The sequence below is a fragment of the Arthrobacter castelli DSM 16402 genome, from assembly GCF_000430705.1.
GTDB lineage: Bacteria > Actinomycetota > Actinomycetes > Actinomycetales > Micrococcaceae > Arthrobacter_C > Arthrobacter_C castelli.
The window spans coordinates 123,468-137,532 of record NZ_AUMN01000009.1 but is presented as its reverse complement, the minus strand read 5'-3'; the positions used below and the strand labels follow the sequence as shown (position 1 = coordinate 137,532).

The following is a 14,065-nucleotide window of genomic DNA, read 5'->3' as shown; positions in this document are numbered from 1 at the left end:
CTCTCACGCGGGCGGAATGGCGCGGCTGAGCTTCACTTCCTCGTCCTCGTACCCAAGGGCGGCGTAGAAATCCCTGGCACCGGTGTTGCGGGCACCCGTGTCGAGGATGACGCGGGAGAGCCCTTGGTCCTGCGCCCAGGCTTCGACCCGGTTCATCAGGGCGCGACCTACGCCATTGCCGGCTTCCATCTCAGATACGACCAGCTCGCCGACATAACAGTCGTGCTGGCCTGAGAAGTGGGTGGAGCGCGACGCCGACGCGAATCCGATCACGCGCCCGCCCCTGTCGGCGACGAAAAACGCTGCATCGGCAAACGCGGCATCGGCCGACGTGGCAGCATCGATCGAACCGGAGACCCATTGGCTGACGATGTCGTTAAGGTTCCCGTTGTCCCGCCAGGGCGCCATGCCGTCCTTGAGCCGGTGCGACAGCTCCAGGCAGGCGGAGCGGTCCCGTTCCTCGTATCGTCGGATCCGAATGGTGTCGTCCATGACCTACAGTCAAGCACCGGAGCCCCGGCATAAAAAAGGGCCACAGGGACGCAAAATGACGACGGCGGCAGGCACACTGGATGCCTGCCGCCGTCGTGCATGTCGCAGTCGTGATAGCGGAAACTACGGAATGTAGTTGAAGGTGTCCGGATCGGGGCCGGTGCGCTCATTCCGGTTGAGGGACGAGATGGCCGCCATGTCGTCGGCGGCGAGGTCGAAGTCGAAGATATTCAAGTTCTCTTCCACCCTCGAGCGGGTGACCGACTTCGGGAACACAATGTCGCCGCGCTGGACGTGCCAGCGGAGGGTGACCTGTGCCGTGGTCTTGCCATGGCGGCCGGCGATGTCCTTCAGCACGTCTTCGCCAAGCACGTTGCCCTTTGCGATTGGCGACCAGGCCTCCGTGACAATGTTGTTCTGCTCATTGAAGGCACGGACCTCATCCTGGGTCAGGTAGGGGTGTACCTCAACCTGGTTGACGGACGGAACGGTGCCGGTCTCGTCCAGCAGGCGCTTGAGGTGGTGCGGCTGGAAATTGGAAACCCCGATGGAGCGAGCCCGGCCGGAGGAGGCGATCTCTTCCATGGCCTTCCACGTGTCAACGTAGTCGCCGACGTCGGGCATCGGCCAGTGGATCAGGAACAGGTCCAGGTAGTCGAAGCCCAGGTCTTCCAACGACTGGTCGAACGCGCGCAGTGCATCCTCTCGGGCGTGGAAGGGGTTGTTCAGCTTGCTGGTGACAAAGAGCTCGCTGCGGTCGATGCCGGACTCGCGCACCGCCTCGCCGACCTGCTTCTCGTTGCCGTACATCTGGGCGGTGTCGATGTGGCGGTAGCCGGTCTCCAACGCGGCCAACGTAGCGTCCTTGGTGTCCTCCGGCTTGATCTGGAAGACGCCGAACCCCAGCTGGGGGATGACCGTTCCGTCGTTGAGCGTGATGTTGGGTACTGCTGTCATGGATCGCGCTTCCTTCCTGTTCACTGCTGTAGGTGAGTGCTGGTTCGAGAACCTCATTAAGCGCAAGTGATCGCCATTAAGCGCAAGTCACCGGCGTCGTCACGTATTCCTGCTGTATTGAACCTGGGCAGGGCTCCACGGCGTTGCCCGCCATAGAATCCCGAGGCCGCCAGCGAATGTTGTGGTGTGGAACCGGGACGCGCGGGCCACTTCTTCGAAGCCATATCGGCGATGCAAGGCGATGGAGGCGTGGTTCCGGGCGTTGGTGACATACCAGGCTTCCGGGGCCTGCTGCCAGATCCATTCCAACCGGGCCTGAGTCAGCGCTGACCCAATCCCACCGCGCCGTAACGCAGACGCCACGGTGAGACCGCCCAGATAGTGGCCGGCAGGAGCCACACCATCGCCGTCGGACCAGTAGTGGGTCTTCGCCCAACCCGCCATCTGGCCACCCACCTCAGCGACGACGACGAACCGGCCCGGGTCGGCAATGGCAGCTTCCAGCTGCGCGTGATCACCCCGGAGCAAGCCCGCGTCGTGGTGGACCTGATCGATGGCGGGAAGATCGGCCGACTCTGCCTCCCGGACTCCAAGACCATTTTGCATGGAACCTACGTTATGCCACGAAGCGCAGCCAGTGCCGTGCGGCGAAGTTGCTCCGGGCCCTCCCATTCCACGTGGTGCCCGGGCCATACTGAATGCATGGCTCAGCGGATTGACCGAAGGCGGTTATTGCAGCTGCGGCTGTCCAACCAACTCATCGAAGGGGAGGGTCTGTCCGAGGGACACCGGTCAGTGGCCGACGTCGTCAGCCGGCTTTTGGCGATGCAGGCCCAGGACTTCGGGCAGGCATTGTGGGCGGTCGGTCTGCGCGCCCCGGGCGCCATCCGTGCCGATGTGCTCAGTGCCCTGTCCACCGGTGAGGTCATACGATCCTGGCCGATGCGCGGAACGCTGTTCTTCGTGCTGCCTTCCGATCTGCGGTGGATACTCGCCCTGACCGCGGAGCGAACGCTCGCCAGCGCCAGGAGGCGTCATCGGGAATTGGGACTGGACGAGTCGACGCTCAGCCATGCCCGCGATATCGCCCTGAGCACCTTGGAAGGCCAAACAGAGGTGGGCCGCAAGGAGTTTATGGCCGCGCTGGAACAAGCAGGCATCCCGACGTCGAACCAGCGGGGTTATCACATCATCTGGCACCTCGCCCACACCGGGGTTGTCTGCTGGGGGCCGCCGTACGGGACCCAGCAGGCACTGGTGCTCCTTGACGAGTGGGTTCCGGCGGGATGTCAGCCGGACCGCGACCAGGCACTGCGCGAATTTGCCGTCCGCTACTTTACCGGGCATGGCCCCGCGTCTCTGAATGACTTCGCCTGGTGGGCGAAACTGACCTTGGGGGATGCCAGGACCGGCCTGCAGTTGGCCCGGGACGAACTGACCGAACTGGTCCACGAGGAAACGAGCTATTGGGTTGCGAGCCGGAGCCTGGAGGAGCCGTTACCGGCTGAAACGGATGCGGTGCATGCGCTGCCCGGATTCGATGAGTATCTCATTGGTTATCAGGATCGGGTGCACACCCTTGCCCCCGAACACGTTCCACGCGTTATTCCCGGGAAGAACGGGATTTTCAAGCCAACCATGGTCAGTGATGCACGGGTGACCGGAACCTGGCGGCGAGCGAAGGGGCGGGCCGACGGACGAGGCGGCGTGACTGCCGCGGCCGAGCCATTCGAGGAAATGACAACGGAGGAGACGGAGGCCTTCGCCCATTCGGCAAAAGCCTACGAATGGTTCATGAGCGCCGGAGACTGAGCGCTGTCCCGACCATAGACTTGGGAAATGGAAACCATACCCGCCGGAAGCGTTTCGCCGTTGTGGCTGCGACCGCTGGCCCTTTCCGACGAGGCAGAGGCAAACCAGGCGCACCGGGAACTGCAGCGCGAGGACTTCGATTTCCTGCTCGGTTTCGACCCGGACACGGCGTGGAGCGGCTATCTGCGGCGCCTGGACGAACGACGGCATGGAGTGAATGTGCCGGCCGGGTGGGCGCCGTCGTCGTTCCTCGTTGCGGAAGCCGCTGGCGAGATCGTGGGACGGGTGTCCATCCGCCACGAGTTGAACTCCTTCCTCCGGAACGTCGGCGGGCACATCGGTTATGCTGTCCGGCCGCAGTTCCGCCGCCGGGGCTATGCCACGGAAATCTTCCGTCAGTCCCTTCGGGCCGCCGCGGACCTGGGCATCGACCCGGCGCTTGTGACGTGCGACGACGACAATGCAGCGTCTGCCAGGACGATTGAACGCGGCGGTGGGGTGCTGGAGGATGTAGTCGAGACCGGGAACGGTGCTGTGGCCAAACGCCGCTATTGGGTTCCTACTGGACTGCACGGCTAAAGGCGGGACGGGCGGGGCAGGCACCCGTGGTCCGGTGCACGGAAAAACACCAATGGCCGGTTCAACCCGCGCCACGCCGGTGATTTTTCCTCGACACGCCGTCGCGGTGGTCTCATTGTGTTAATGCGTGGCCGCCCGGAGCTCGAAACCAGCCATACTGTAGGTATGAGAGTCCTGCTTGCCATCCTTGCCGTGCTGGCCATTGCCATGCTGCTTGCGGGCATCATCGCCGAGACCGTGGAGTTCCTGTTCTCGGTCGGCGTGGCGCTGCTCGTGCTCGCCGGCGTGGTGCTGCTGCTGCGCCAGCTGGTCAGCAAGCGGTAGGGGCGACGGCGGAACGTGGATAGCGCTCCAAGCTTGGCCGGGCAGTGGTTCGACCGGCTGCTCGATGGATTTACCCAGGCAACCCCGGTGGTTCCGTCCCAGGTGACGTTGCTCGCCATTGTGGCCGCCGCCGTCGTACTTGCAGTGCCGAAGGCCACCTGGCGCTACTTCGGCCTGTTCGTCACGGTGATTCATGAGCTGGGGCATGCCTTCGCCGGCCTGTTCACGGGGCAGCGGCTGACCGGCATCAGGATCCACAGCGACCAGTCCGGCTCTACACACAGCCTCGGACGCGGCGGATGGAGGCTGGTCTGGACGGGATTCTGGGGGTACCCGGCTCCGGCGCTGGTGGGGGCGGCGCTGATCTGGTGCGCGCTGAGCGGCTGGCATCCGGCGGCACTGTCGGTCAGCGCGGTCGTCATCGCCGTGACGCTGCTCTTCATCCGCAACTGGTACGGAGTGCTGGTGATTCTGGGCTGCGTGCTTGCCTCCGCAGCGCTGCTCATCTACGTTGACCGGTCGACGCTGGGTTACATTACCCTGATGCTGGGAGTGGCGCTGGTGGTGGGGGCGGTGCGGGATTGGCTCAACGTGGCTGCAGTGCACGTGCGACGACGGCGGGAGCTGGCCTCTTCGGATGCCTACATTTTGTACCGGCGCACCGGGGTCGCCGCCGGGGTGTGGCTTGCAATGTTCGGAGCGGTCATCGCGGCCGCGGCAGGATTCAGCGTATGGTCGTTAAAGCCTGTGCTCGCATCGGGTCAGCTGTTTGGCAACACACCCGGCTGACGGCGGCATATCGCGGCACGGGCGCAAATGGAAATGGCGTTATCGTTACATCACGGTAACCTAGGGGCTAAAGGCTCCATCGAAACGAAAGTGTGGATCGATACGTGAGTAGCGAACAGAGTTCGACGACTCTGGCGGGCACCGAACAGGACGGCAACTCCGTGCTGGGGCCCACCGGCCGTCCGCTAACCGAGTTTCCTGAACCGCCCGCGTTGAGTTCACACGGCCCCGCGCGCATTATCGCCATGGTGAACCAGAAGGGCGGGGTGGGCAAGACGACGTCGACCATCAACCTGGGTGCCGCCCTCGCCGAAGCCGGCCGCAAAGTGCTGCTGGTGGACTTCGATCCGCAGGGCGCGTTGTCTGCGGGACTGGGCACCAACCCGCACGAGCTCGACGTGACCGTCTATAACGTGCTGATGGACCGCAAGGTGGATGTCCACGAGGCGCTGCGTCCCACCTCCATCGACGGCATCGACCTGCTGCCGGCCAACATCGACTTGTCAGCCGCCGAAGTCCAGCTGGTCAACGAGGTGGCTCGCGAACAGGTGCTGGACCGTGCGCTGCGCAACCTTGCCGACGAGTACGACGTGATCCTGGTCGATTGCCAGCCGTCGCTGGGTCTGCTCACCGTCAACGCCCTCACTGCAGCCCACGGCGTCATCATCCCGCTGATCTGCGAATTCTTCGCACTGCGCGCGGTCGCCCTGCTGGTGGAGACCATCGAGAAGGTGCAGGACCGGCTGAACCCGCGGCTGCACGTCGACGGCGTGCTGGCCACCATGTATGACGCGCGCACCCTGCATGGCAAAGAGGTGATCAACCGGCTGGTGGAAGCATTCGGCGACCAAGTGTTCGAAACCGTGATCCGCCGGACCATTAAATTCGCCGATGCCACGGTCGCCTCGGAGCCGATCACCACCTACGCCGGCACCCATTCCGGCGCGGATGCGTACCGTCAGCTGGCAAGGGAACTGGTGGCCCGCGGCAGCGCTCCGTAAATGCGAAGCTGATCATGACTGTGACCGGGCCGGACATCGAAGAATCGACATCATCCGGTTTTGAAGTAACCCTTGACAACTTCACCGGTCCCTTCGACCTGCTGCTCGGCCTCATCTCCAAGCACGAGATGGACATCACCGAGATTGCCCTGGCGCGGGTGACCGACGAGTTCATCTCCTACATCCGCAAGCTGCAGGAAAGCGGGCAGGAGTCGGCGCTGGATGAGGCCAGCGAATTCCTGGTGGTGGCCGCGACCCTGCTGGATCTCAAAACCGCCCGGCTGCTGCCGGCCGGTGAGGTGGAGGACGAAGAGGATATCGCGCTGCTGGAGGCGCGCGACCTGCTGTTCGCCCGGCTGCTGCAGTACAAGGCGTTCAAACAGATTGCCGCCATTATCGACGACCGGCTCACCGCAGAGAGCGCCCGCTACCCCCGGCAGGTCAGCCTGGAGCCGCAGTTCGCGGCGCTGCTGCCCGAGCTCATCTGGAAGGCGACCCCGGACGATTTCGCCGCGCTGGCCGCCAAGGCGCTGGAGCCGAAGGAGCCGGTGCCGACGGAGGTGGGGTTGGCGCATCTGCACGCTCCGGAGGTCAGCGTCAGGGAACAGGCAGGTGTGCTGGGTGAACGGCTGAAGAACGCCACGGCGCTTTCGTTCCGGGTGTTGACCGAGGATGCGGAAAATACGCTGACGGTGGTGGCGCGGTTCCTGGCGCTGCTGGAAATGTTCCGCGACTCGGTGATCAGCTTTGACCAGGTCGCGCCGCTGGGGGAGCTGACGGTGCGCTGGGCGGCCTCGGACGGATCATGGAACAACGAGGGGATCAGCGGCGAGTTTGATGACGGGCCGGTTCCGGACACGGCGGAGGACGAGTGATGGCTGAGAACAACGACGACGGTGTGGCGGCCGGGCAGGATGAGCAGAACGGCGCGGCCGGGCAGGATGAGCAGTCGGGGCAGCAGGAGTCGACCGGCCACCGCGAAGAAACCGTGGACCCGGACCTGCTGCCGGGCGGCGCCAAGGCGGCCCTGGAAGCAGTGCTGATGGTGATCGACGAACCGGCCACCGAAATCGAACTGGCCACGGCATTGGAGATTCCGGTCGACCGGGTGCGGACGCTGCTCGCGGACCTGAAAGCCGAGTATGACGGATATACTGGACAGGACCTTTCATCGGATCCAGTGTCAGCAGGTTCTGCGCCGCGCGGGTTCGAACTGCGCAGCGTGGCCGGCGGCTGGCGGATATTCTCCCGCAGCACTTTCGCCGGCGTGGTCTCGCGGTTCGTCCTCGAAGGCCAGACCGCCAGGCTGACGCAGGCGTCATTGGAGACGCTGGCGGTGATTGCCTATCGGCAGCCCGTGCCCCGCGCACGGGTCGCGGCCATCCGTGGTGTTAACGTCGACTCGGTGGTCCGTACGCTGACTCAGCGTGGACTGATCGAGGATGCGGGCACCGATCCGGAGTTCGGCGCCGTGCTGTACCAGACGACGTCGTACTTCCTGGAACGGATGGGCATTGGCAGCGTGGCCGAACTGCCCGACCTGGCTCCGCACCTGCCCGGACTGGACAACCTCGACGAATATGAAGACCTGACTTACTAATCTGTACTGACCTGTACGATAACGCTAGCTTTAAGGACGTGCAATGAAACAACCACCCCGTTCAGGACCCGGCGGCCAGGGCGGCCAGTCAGGCCGCGGCGGTGGTCACGGCAGTGGTCACGGCAAGGGAGGACCGCCAGGTAAAGGCGGCAAAGGCGGCCAGTCCGGCCCGTCCCGGCCCAACCGGCAGGACAAGTTCAGCAAACCAGCACCCTCGAACAAGCCGGCTAAACCCGGCAATCCGACGGGGCCGGCCAAGCCGGGCAGGCCCGCCGGGACCGGTAAGTCAACACAGGGCAAGCCTTCGCAGGGCAAGCCGGCGCCCGGTAAGTCAACGCAGGGCAAGCCTTGGCAGGGTAAACCGGCGTCTGGTAAGCCAACGCCCGGTAAGCCTTCGCAGGGCAAGCCTTCGCAGGGCCGCCCGCAGAAGGGTCCCAAGCCGTTTGGCAACGAGCGGTTCGGCAAGGACCTGGGACCGGTGTCTGGCAAGCACAGGCCGCGCCGTCCCACCGCGCGTCCGGCCGACGAATCGGACGTTTACGATCCCGATGGCGTGCGGCTGCAGAAGGTGATGGCCAACGCCGGCGTTGCTTCGCGGCGGGTGTGCGAGGAAATGATCTCCGCGGGCCGGGTCGAGGTGGACGGACAGCTAGTCACCGAGCTCGGGGTGCGGGTGAACCCTCAGACGGTGGCGATCCATGTCGACGGCATCCGCGTGCAATTGAACGAGTCCCTGACCTACTACATCTTCAACAAGCCCAAGGGCGTGGTGTCCTCCATGGAGGATCCCGAGGGCCGCCCCTGCATCAGCGACTACCTGAAGAAGCGCACCGAGCGGCTCTTCCACGTGGGCCGCCTGGATGTGGGAACCGAGGGCCTGCTGCTGTTGACCAACGATGGTGAACTCGCCAACCGGCTGACCCACCCGTCCTACGAAGTTCCCAAGACGTACCTGGTCAAGGTGCGCGGACCGATGGCACACGGGGTCGGCGCCCAAATGCGGGCCGGTATCGAGCTCGACGACGGCACTGCCACCTTGGATTCCTTCAAGCTGGTCGACTCCACACCCGGGCATGTGCTGGTGGAAGTGGCGCTTCATTCCGGCCGGAATCGGATCGTCCGCCGGATGTTCGACGCCGTCGGCCACCCGGTGGAGCGGTTGGTGCGGATCGAGATCGGCCCCATCAAGCTCGGCGACCAGCGCCAGGGCACTATCCGTGCGCTGGGACGGCAGGAAGTCGGGCATCTGCTCGCCTCGGTGGGGATGTAGCGATGACCGCAGTGGATAACGGGCATACGCACCTGCGCGGACCGGTGCTGGTCATCGGCACCGGGCTGCTGGGCGCCAGCATCGGGCTCGGCCTGCGCCGGTGGGGGATCGACACGGTGTTGTCGGATCCGTCGCCGTCGGCAGAGGCGGTGGCGCGGGACATCGGCGCCGGGCGGCTGCTGCGCGACGCGGAGCCCGGATTCGCCCCGGAACTGGTGGTCTCGGCGGCACCTCCGGACGTGACGGCCGACGTCGTCGCCGGCGCGCTGACCGACTACCCGGCCGCCGTCGTCGTCGACATTGCCAGCGTCAAGGCGTCCGTCGCGGCAGACCTGGCCACCTCCGGCGCCGACCTGAGCCGGTACGTTGGCACCCACCCGATGGCCGGGCGGGAAAAAACCGGTCCCGTGGCCGCCCGCGCCGAGCTGTTCACCTCGATGCCGTGGGTGCTGTGTGCTCCGGAAGCGGCGACCGGGACAGCTGTCAAAACCGCCCAGGCGCTGGCGCTGGACTTGGGCGCGGTCGTGTCCAGGATGAGTGTCGAGGAGCATGACCAGACCGTGGCGATGATCTCGCATCTGCCGCAGGTGGTTTCCTCGCTGGTGGCCAGCCGGCTGCAGTCCACGGCGCCGCAGGCGTTGTCGCTGTCGGGGCAGGGGCTGCGCGATGTCACCCGGATCGCGGCCAGCGACCCGTCGATGTGGGTGCAGATCCTGGGTGCCAACGCCTCCCGGGTGGTGGACATTCTCTACGGGGTCCGCGAGGATTTGAACCGGTTGATCAACACGCTGGAGCATCCCCGGGCCGACGGCGCCCGGCTGGACCTGGCGCAGCTGATGAGCGAAGGCAACGCCGGGCAGGCACGGATTCCGGGCAAACACGGCGCCCCGCCGAAGGCGTTTGCGGAATTGACCGTGCTGGTGGACGATATACCCGGTCAGATTGCCAAACTGTTGACCGAGATCGGCACCATCGGCGTGAACCTGGAGGACCTGCGGCTGGATCACTCACCGGGACAGCCGGTGGGGCTGGCTGAAATCTCCGTGGTGCCCAACCGGCGGACGGAACTGATTGAGGCGCTCACCGAGCGCGGATGGAAAGTGGTGTCATGAGAAAGGCAGACCAGTGAGCAAGCCAACACCGGTGCGGCTGGGCAAGTCCCTGGTCGTGGCAATCGACGGGCCCTCGGGCTCCGGCAAGTCGTCCGTGAGCCAGGAAGTGGCCCGGCGGCTGGGGCTGGCCTACCTGGACACCGGCGCGATGTACCGGGCGGTCACCTGGCACTGCGTGAACCTGGGCCTCGACCTCGACGACGCCGTCGCCGTCGAACAGGCCACCCGCTCCGTCGAGCTGAGCCTGAGCACCGACCCGGATGCGGACTTCGTGGCGGTCGGTGGCGCCGATGTCACCGCCGCCATCCGCGAACCGGACGTCTCAACCGCCGTCAGCGCCATCGCCACCAAACTCGGAGCGCGCGCAGAGCTGATCCGGATGCAGCAGCAAATGATCTCCGACGCCGGCCACCGCATGGTGGTCGAAGGACGGGACATCACTACCGTCGTCGCGCCCGATGCCGAGGTGCGGTTGCTGCTCACGGCCAGCGAGGAAGCGCGGATGGCCCGCCGCGGAATGCAGCTCGGCGGCACCCAGAACTCTCGGCAGCTGAGCACCCAGGTCCTCGAACGGGACAAGAAAGACTCAACGGTGGTGAACTTCCACCAGGCCGCCGACGGCGTCGTCACCGTCGATTCATCCGACCTGGACTTCGAAGAGACGGTCCAAGCCGTGCTCGACGCCGTCCACTCCATCGCGGACTGAACCATGCTGCGCAAGGCAGCGGCAGATCTGCAGCACCGCGTTTTCCCGCCCGCCGGGCGGCCACCGGTGTGGGGTCCGTGGTGGGGCAGGCCCGTGGGACGGGTGCTGGACCACGCCATCTACAACACCGAAGTGCACGGCAAGGACCGGGTTCCGGAGCGCGGACCTGTGATTTTCGCCGCCAACCACCTCAGCTACCTGGACGGTCCGGTGATGGTCGGCGCGGCGCCGCGGTACATGCATGTGCTGGTCAGGCACGACATGTTCAAGGGGTTCCTGGGAGGCGTGCTGACCGCGTCCGGGCAGGTCAGTATCGACCGCGCCGGCGATCGTCGGGCCCTGCAGCGGGCGAAGCTGGTGCTGGACTCGGGCTCCTGCATCGGCATTCTGCCGGAGGGGACCCGCGGGTCGGGAGCTGCCGCGTCGGTGAGCTCCGGGGTGGCCTGGCTGGCGCTGGCTTCGGCCGCGCCCGTGGTTCCTGTTGCGCTGCTGGGCACCCGGCATCCCGGTGAGCACCGGGATAAAATACCTCCGCTGCGGCGGAAAATCCATGTCAGCTTCGGCGAGCCGGCGCTGATTGAGCGCGAACCGGGTGTTTCCGGGCGTGTTTCAATGGATAGAGCGGCAGAACGCATTCGGGCGCTCCTCGCCGGACATGTCCGGTCCGCCATCGATCTCACCGGCCAGCCGCTGCCGGAGGATGAAACGGATCAGTTGAACGCCAATCCCACTGAAGGAACAGATTAATGAGCAACACACCGTCCCAGCACGAGTACGCCGGCGACGGGGTTTCCGATCAGGAATACGTTCCGGACGGCGAAGACCAAGTCGCCGAACGTTACGCCTCCATTGACGACGCCGAGGCGGACCAGCGTGCCGAGTCGTTGCGTGCGGGGTTGGCCGACTACGAACTCGACGAGGAAGACGCCGCCCTGCTGGACGGCATGGGCGACGATTTCGACGACGAAGCTGCCGGCCGAATGGACCCGGTGCTGGCTATTGTCGGCCGGCCCAACGTCGGCAAGTCGACCCTGGTGAACCGGATCCTCGGCCGCCGCGAGGCCGTCGTCGAAGACACCCCTGGCGTGACCCGTGACCGGGTCAGCTATTCCGCGCACTGGAACGGCCGGAACTTTACCCTGGTCGACACCGGCGGCTGGGAACATGACGCCAAGGGTATCCAGGAGCAGGTCGCCGAAAAGGCCGAGGCCGCCGTCGAACTCGCCGACGCCGTGCTGCTCGTGGTGGACGCCAGGGTGGGCGTCACCGCGACCGACGAAGCAGTGGTGCGGAAGCTGCGCCGGGTGAAGAAGCCCATCATTCTCGCGGCGAACAAAGTGGACGGCATCCAGCAGGAAGCCGACGCGGCCGTGCTGTGGGCGCTCGGACTGGGGGAGCCGTACCCGGTTTCGGGGCTGCACGGGCGCGGAACCGCCGACATCCTCGATACCGCCATGGACAAGCTCCCCGAATTCTCCGCCGTCGAAGGCCTGCAGCGCACCGGCGGTCCCCGGCGCGTGGCGCTGATCGGCCGCCCGAACGTGGGCAAGTCCTCGCTGCTGAACAAGCTCGCCGGAACCGAACGCGTGGTGGTCGACCCGATCGCCGGCACCACCCGGGATCCGGTGGACGAGATGATCGATCTCGGCGGACGGACCTGGCGGTTCGTGGACACCGCCGGCATCCGGAAACGGGTGCACATGCAGCAGGGTGCTGACTTCTACGCCTCGCTGCGGACCCAGTCCGCGCTGGAGAAGGCCGAAGTCGCCGTCGTGCTGCTGGGCGTCGATGAAGTGCTGTCCGAGCAGGACGTGCGGATCCTGCAGATGGCCATTGATTCCGGCCGGGCGCTGGTGCTGGCCTTCAACAAGTGGGACCTGCTCGATGATGAACGACGGCGGTACCTGGAGAAGGAGATCGACAAGGACCTGTCGCACGTCTCCTGGGCGCCGCGGGTGAACCTTTCGGCGAAGACCGGGTGGCACAAGGACAAGCTCGTGCCCGCCCTGGACCGGGCACTGGAGTCCTGGGATCGGCGCATCCCCACCGGTCGGCTCAATGCCTTCCTCGGCGAGCTCGTGTCCGCTCACCCGCACCCCGTCCGCGGCGGCAAGCAGCCCCGCATCCTGTTCGGCACGCAGGCCTCGTCCCGCCCGCCGAAGTTCGTGCTGTTCACCACAGGGTTCCTGGATCCCGGCTACCGCCGGTTCATCCAGCGCCGGCTGCGGGAAACCTTCGGCTTCGACGGCACCCCCATCGAAGTCACCATGCGCGTGCGGGAAAAACGCTCCCGCCGCCGGTGATCGAGCCGGTGGTCGAGCTTGCCGAGACCCGGTGATCGACCAAGGCGCCCCGCGCCGCGCGGAGACCCAGTTCGTCCCCATCACACAGATGCGATAAGATCTTTCAGGTGGTTCAGCCGGTACGGAAACCACCAATCGGGATGTGGCGCAGCTTGGTAGCGCACCTCACTGGGGGTGAGGGGGTCGCAGGTTCAAATCCTGTCATCCCGACAGTCAAGCCATGGTGAAACGACGAAACCTCACCATGGCTTCGTCGTGTCTCAGGAGGGTTTCTCGTTGGTCCACCCGGCACGTTCGTCCACTTTGTCTGTGACCGTCCAGCCGGCTCGTGCATCGAGCGGCCACCGTCTATGCTTGCAGTTTGTCCCTTCTTGAGCGCATCACGGTCGACCCTGACGTCGTACACGGCCGTCTTGTTGTGCGTGGCACGCGCATACGCGTGACCGATGTGCTGTCACTGCTCGCTGCGGGCGCACCTGAAGAAGAAATCATTGAGGACGACCCGCTCCTCACCCAGGAAGACATTAAGTCCTACCTTGAGTATGCCGCAGGGCAAGCCGACCACGCGGTCCTGACAGCATCGCCTTCGACGACGCGCGGGATCGCGAAATTTGGGGCTACGCCGTGGAGCACGAGGCTGTGCTTGTCACGAAGGACGAGGACTTCTCTGACATGATGCCATTCGTCGTTCCTGCTCCCGTCGTGGTCTGGGTGCGGATTGGGAACACGCGTAGACGGGCACTTCTTGCATGGTTCAGTCCGTTGATCGATCGGATCGTTGCGATGGTAGGTGCAGGACACCGGTTGATCGAGCTTCGCTGACTCGTGCAAGCCGGTCTACATTGCAAATGGCGGAGTTGAATGACTCTCTATCCTTGTCGGCGCTGGCTGACCACGAAAGGCCTCTCTCGGCACGTGCCGGAAGGCCGACTTCGGCCTGCCGGCCTCCCCGCTGGTAGCCTGTCTATTGAAGATGCCCGGGCGAAGACGACAGCAAGTCCAATGGACATCACAGTCCCGCCTTTGGACGCATCTTCAGATGACGGCGCAGTCATTACCTCCACGTTCTTCGGCCCATGCGGGCCCACGCATGCTGCCCCGCAACCCCGCAGGCGCAGCG

General features: G+C 65.3%; 17 protein-coding genes and 1 tRNA gene. 15 read left to right on the top strand and 3 right to left on the bottom strand.

Annotated elements, in window-relative coordinates; genetic code table 11:
• Positions 1-3: 3 nt before the first annotated feature.
• From H535_RS0111655 to H535_RS0111645, 3 genes are all read right to left on the bottom strand, one after another.
• Positions 4-492 (bottom strand): GNAT family N-acetyltransferase, encoded by a 489-nt coding sequence (locus tag H535_RS0111655; protein ID WP_026819688.1) that lies wholly within the window; start codon positions 490-492, stop codon positions 4-6.
• A gap of 123 nt (positions 493-615) precedes the next feature.
• The gene (locus H535_RS0111650; protein ID WP_026819687.1) at positions 616-1,449 is read right to left on the bottom strand and encodes an aldo/keto reductase; all 834 of its coding nucleotides are present in this window, start codon (positions 1,447-1,449) and stop codon (positions 616-618) included.
• Positions 1,450-1,548: 99 nt separating this feature from the next.
• Positions 1,549-2,055, bottom strand: a complete 507-nt coding sequence (locus H535_RS0111645; protein ID WP_026819686.1) for a GNAT family N-acetyltransferase — start codon at positions 2,053-2,055, stop codon at positions 1,549-1,551.
• Between the two features lie 96 nt (positions 2,056-2,151).
• On the opposite strand from H535_RS0111645, the gene H535_RS0111640 reads away from it, so the two are divergent.
• The 15 genes from H535_RS0111640 (at position 2,152) to H535_RS30375 (ending at position 13,767) form a co-directional block, all read left to right on the top strand.
• Positions 2,152-3,261 (top strand): winged helix DNA-binding domain-containing protein, encoded by a 1,110-nt coding sequence (locus H535_RS0111640; protein WP_026819685.1) that lies wholly within the window; start codon positions 2,152-2,154, stop codon positions 3,259-3,261.
• A gap of 27 nt (positions 3,262-3,288) precedes the next feature.
• Entirely contained in the window at positions 3,289-3,840 is a 552-nt protein-coding gene (locus H535_RS0111635) for a GNAT family N-acetyltransferase (RefSeq protein WP_035769306.1), read from the top strand.
• 165 nt (positions 3,841-4,005) lie between these two features.
• The gene (locus H535_RS29010) at positions 4,006-4,164 is read left to right on the top strand and encodes a hypothetical protein (RefSeq protein ID WP_155838665.1); all 159 of its coding nucleotides are present in this window, start codon (positions 4,006-4,008) and stop codon (positions 4,162-4,164) included.
• Positions 4,165-4,179: 15 nt separating this feature from the next.
• The gene (locus tag H535_RS0111625) at positions 4,180-4,953 is read left to right on the top strand and encodes a M50 family metallopeptidase (RefSeq protein WP_026819683.1); all 774 of its coding nucleotides are present in this window, start codon (positions 4,180-4,182) and stop codon (positions 4,951-4,953) included.
• Between the two features lie 104 nt (positions 4,954-5,057).
• Positions 5,058-5,954 carry a ParA family protein gene (locus H535_RS0111620; RefSeq protein ID WP_026819682.1) on the top strand — a complete coding sequence of 299 codons (897 nt, stop codon included), beginning with the start codon at positions 5,058-5,060 and terminating at the stop codon, positions 5,952-5,954.
• A gap of 14 nt (positions 5,955-5,968) precedes the next feature.
• Positions 5,969-6,829 (top strand): segregation and condensation protein A, encoded by an 861-nt coding sequence (locus H535_RS0111615; RefSeq protein ID WP_026819681.1) that lies wholly within the window; start codon positions 5,969-5,971, stop codon positions 6,827-6,829.
• Positions 6,829-7,554 carry an SMC-Scp complex subunit ScpB gene (scpB, locus tag H535_RS0111610; RefSeq protein WP_081416623.1) on the top strand — a complete coding sequence of 242 codons (726 nt, stop codon included), beginning with the start codon at positions 6,829-6,831 and terminating at the stop codon, positions 7,552-7,554. Before H535_RS0111615 ends, scpB begins: the two co-directional genes overlap by 1 nt.
• A 43-nt stretch (positions 7,555-7,597) precedes the next feature.
• Positions 7,598-8,824 carry a pseudouridine synthase gene (locus H535_RS0111605; protein ID WP_026819679.1) on the top strand — a complete coding sequence of 409 codons (1,227 nt, stop codon included), beginning with the start codon at positions 7,598-7,600 and terminating at the stop codon, positions 8,822-8,824.
• Between the two features lie 2 nt (positions 8,825-8,826).
• On the top strand, positions 8,827-9,936 hold the full coding sequence (locus H535_RS0111600; RefSeq protein ID WP_026819678.1) for a prephenate dehydrogenase: 1,110 nt from the start codon (positions 8,827-8,829) through the stop codon (positions 9,934-9,936).
• 13 nt (positions 9,937-9,949) lie between these two features.
• On the top strand, positions 9,950-10,642 hold the full coding sequence (cmk, locus tag H535_RS0111595) for a (d)CMP kinase (protein WP_026819677.1): 693 nt from the start codon (positions 9,950-9,952) through the stop codon (positions 10,640-10,642).
• Positions 10,643-10,645: 3 nt separating this feature from the next.
• The gene (locus tag H535_RS0111590) at positions 10,646-11,389 is read left to right on the top strand and encodes a lysophospholipid acyltransferase family protein (RefSeq protein WP_081416622.1); all 744 of its coding nucleotides are present in this window, start codon (positions 10,646-10,648) and stop codon (positions 11,387-11,389) included.
• Positions 11,389-12,945: a ribosome biogenesis GTPase Der gene (der, locus tag H535_RS0111585; RefSeq protein WP_026819675.1), complete on the top strand. Its 1,557-nt coding sequence runs from the start codon at positions 11,389-11,391 to the stop codon at positions 12,943-12,945. The genes H535_RS0111590 and der overlap by 1 nt, the downstream gene beginning before the upstream one ends.
• A gap of 136 nt (positions 12,946-13,081) precedes the next feature.
• Positions 13,082-13,155: transfer RNA gene (locus H535_RS0111580), tRNA-Pro, on the top strand.
• Between the two features lie 118 nt (positions 13,156-13,273).
• Complete coding sequence (locus H535_RS30380) at positions 13,274-13,621, top strand: DUF433 domain-containing protein (RefSeq protein ID WP_425387273.1); 348 nt, start codon at positions 13,274-13,276, stop codon at positions 13,619-13,621.
• Positions 13,525-13,767 carry a DUF5615 family PIN-like protein gene (locus H535_RS30375; protein ID WP_035769304.1) on the top strand — a complete coding sequence of 81 codons (243 nt, stop codon included), beginning with the start codon at positions 13,525-13,527 and terminating at the stop codon, positions 13,765-13,767. The genes H535_RS30380 and H535_RS30375 overlap by 97 nt, the downstream gene beginning before the upstream one ends.
• Positions 13,768-14,065: the final 298 nt, after the last annotated feature.

Bases quoted from the DNA above. Each gene is read 5' to 3' on its own strand.
- H535_RS0111650 (WP_026819687.1), bottom strand. From the start codon at position 1,449: ATGACAGCAGTACCCAACATCACGCTCAACGACGGAACGGTCATCCCC.
- H535_RS0111635 (WP_035769306.1), top strand. From the start codon at position 3,289: ATGGAAACCATACCCGCCGGAAGCGTTTCGCCGTTGTGGCTGCGACCG.
- H535_RS0111645 (WP_026819686.1), bottom strand. From the start codon at position 2,055: ATGCAAAATGGTCTTGGAGTCCGGGAGGCAGAGTCGGCCGATCTTCCC.
- H535_RS0111655 (WP_026819688.1), bottom strand. From the start codon at position 492: ATGGACGACACCATTCGGATCCGACGATACGAGGAACGGGACCGCTCC.
- H535_RS29010 (WP_155838665.1), top strand. From the start codon at position 4,006: ATGAGAGTCCTGCTTGCCATCCTTGCCGTGCTGGCCATTGCCATGCTG.
- H535_RS0111640 (WP_026819685.1), top strand. From the start codon at position 2,152: ATGGCTCAGCGGATTGACCGAAGGCGGTTATTGCAGCTGCGGCTGTCC.
- H535_RS0111600 (WP_026819678.1), top strand. From the start codon at position 8,827: ATGACCGCAGTGGATAACGGGCATACGCACCTGCGCGGACCGGTGCTG.
- H535_RS0111615 (WP_026819681.1), top strand. From the start codon at position 5,969: ATGACTGTGACCGGGCCGGACATCGAAGAATCGACATCATCCGGTTTT.
- H535_RS0111590 (WP_081416622.1), top strand. From the start codon at position 10,646: ATGCTGCGCAAGGCAGCGGCAGATCTGCAGCACCGCGTTTTCCCGCCC.
- scpB (WP_081416623.1), top strand. From the start codon at position 6,829: ATGGCTGAGAACAACGACGACGGTGTGGCGGCCGGGCAGGATGAGCAG.
- H535_RS0111605 (WP_026819679.1), top strand. From the start codon at position 7,598: ATGAAACAACCACCCCGTTCAGGACCCGGCGGCCAGGGCGGCCAGTCA.
- der (WP_026819675.1), top strand. From the start codon at position 11,389: ATGAGCAACACACCGTCCCAGCACGAGTACGCCGGCGACGGGGTTTCC.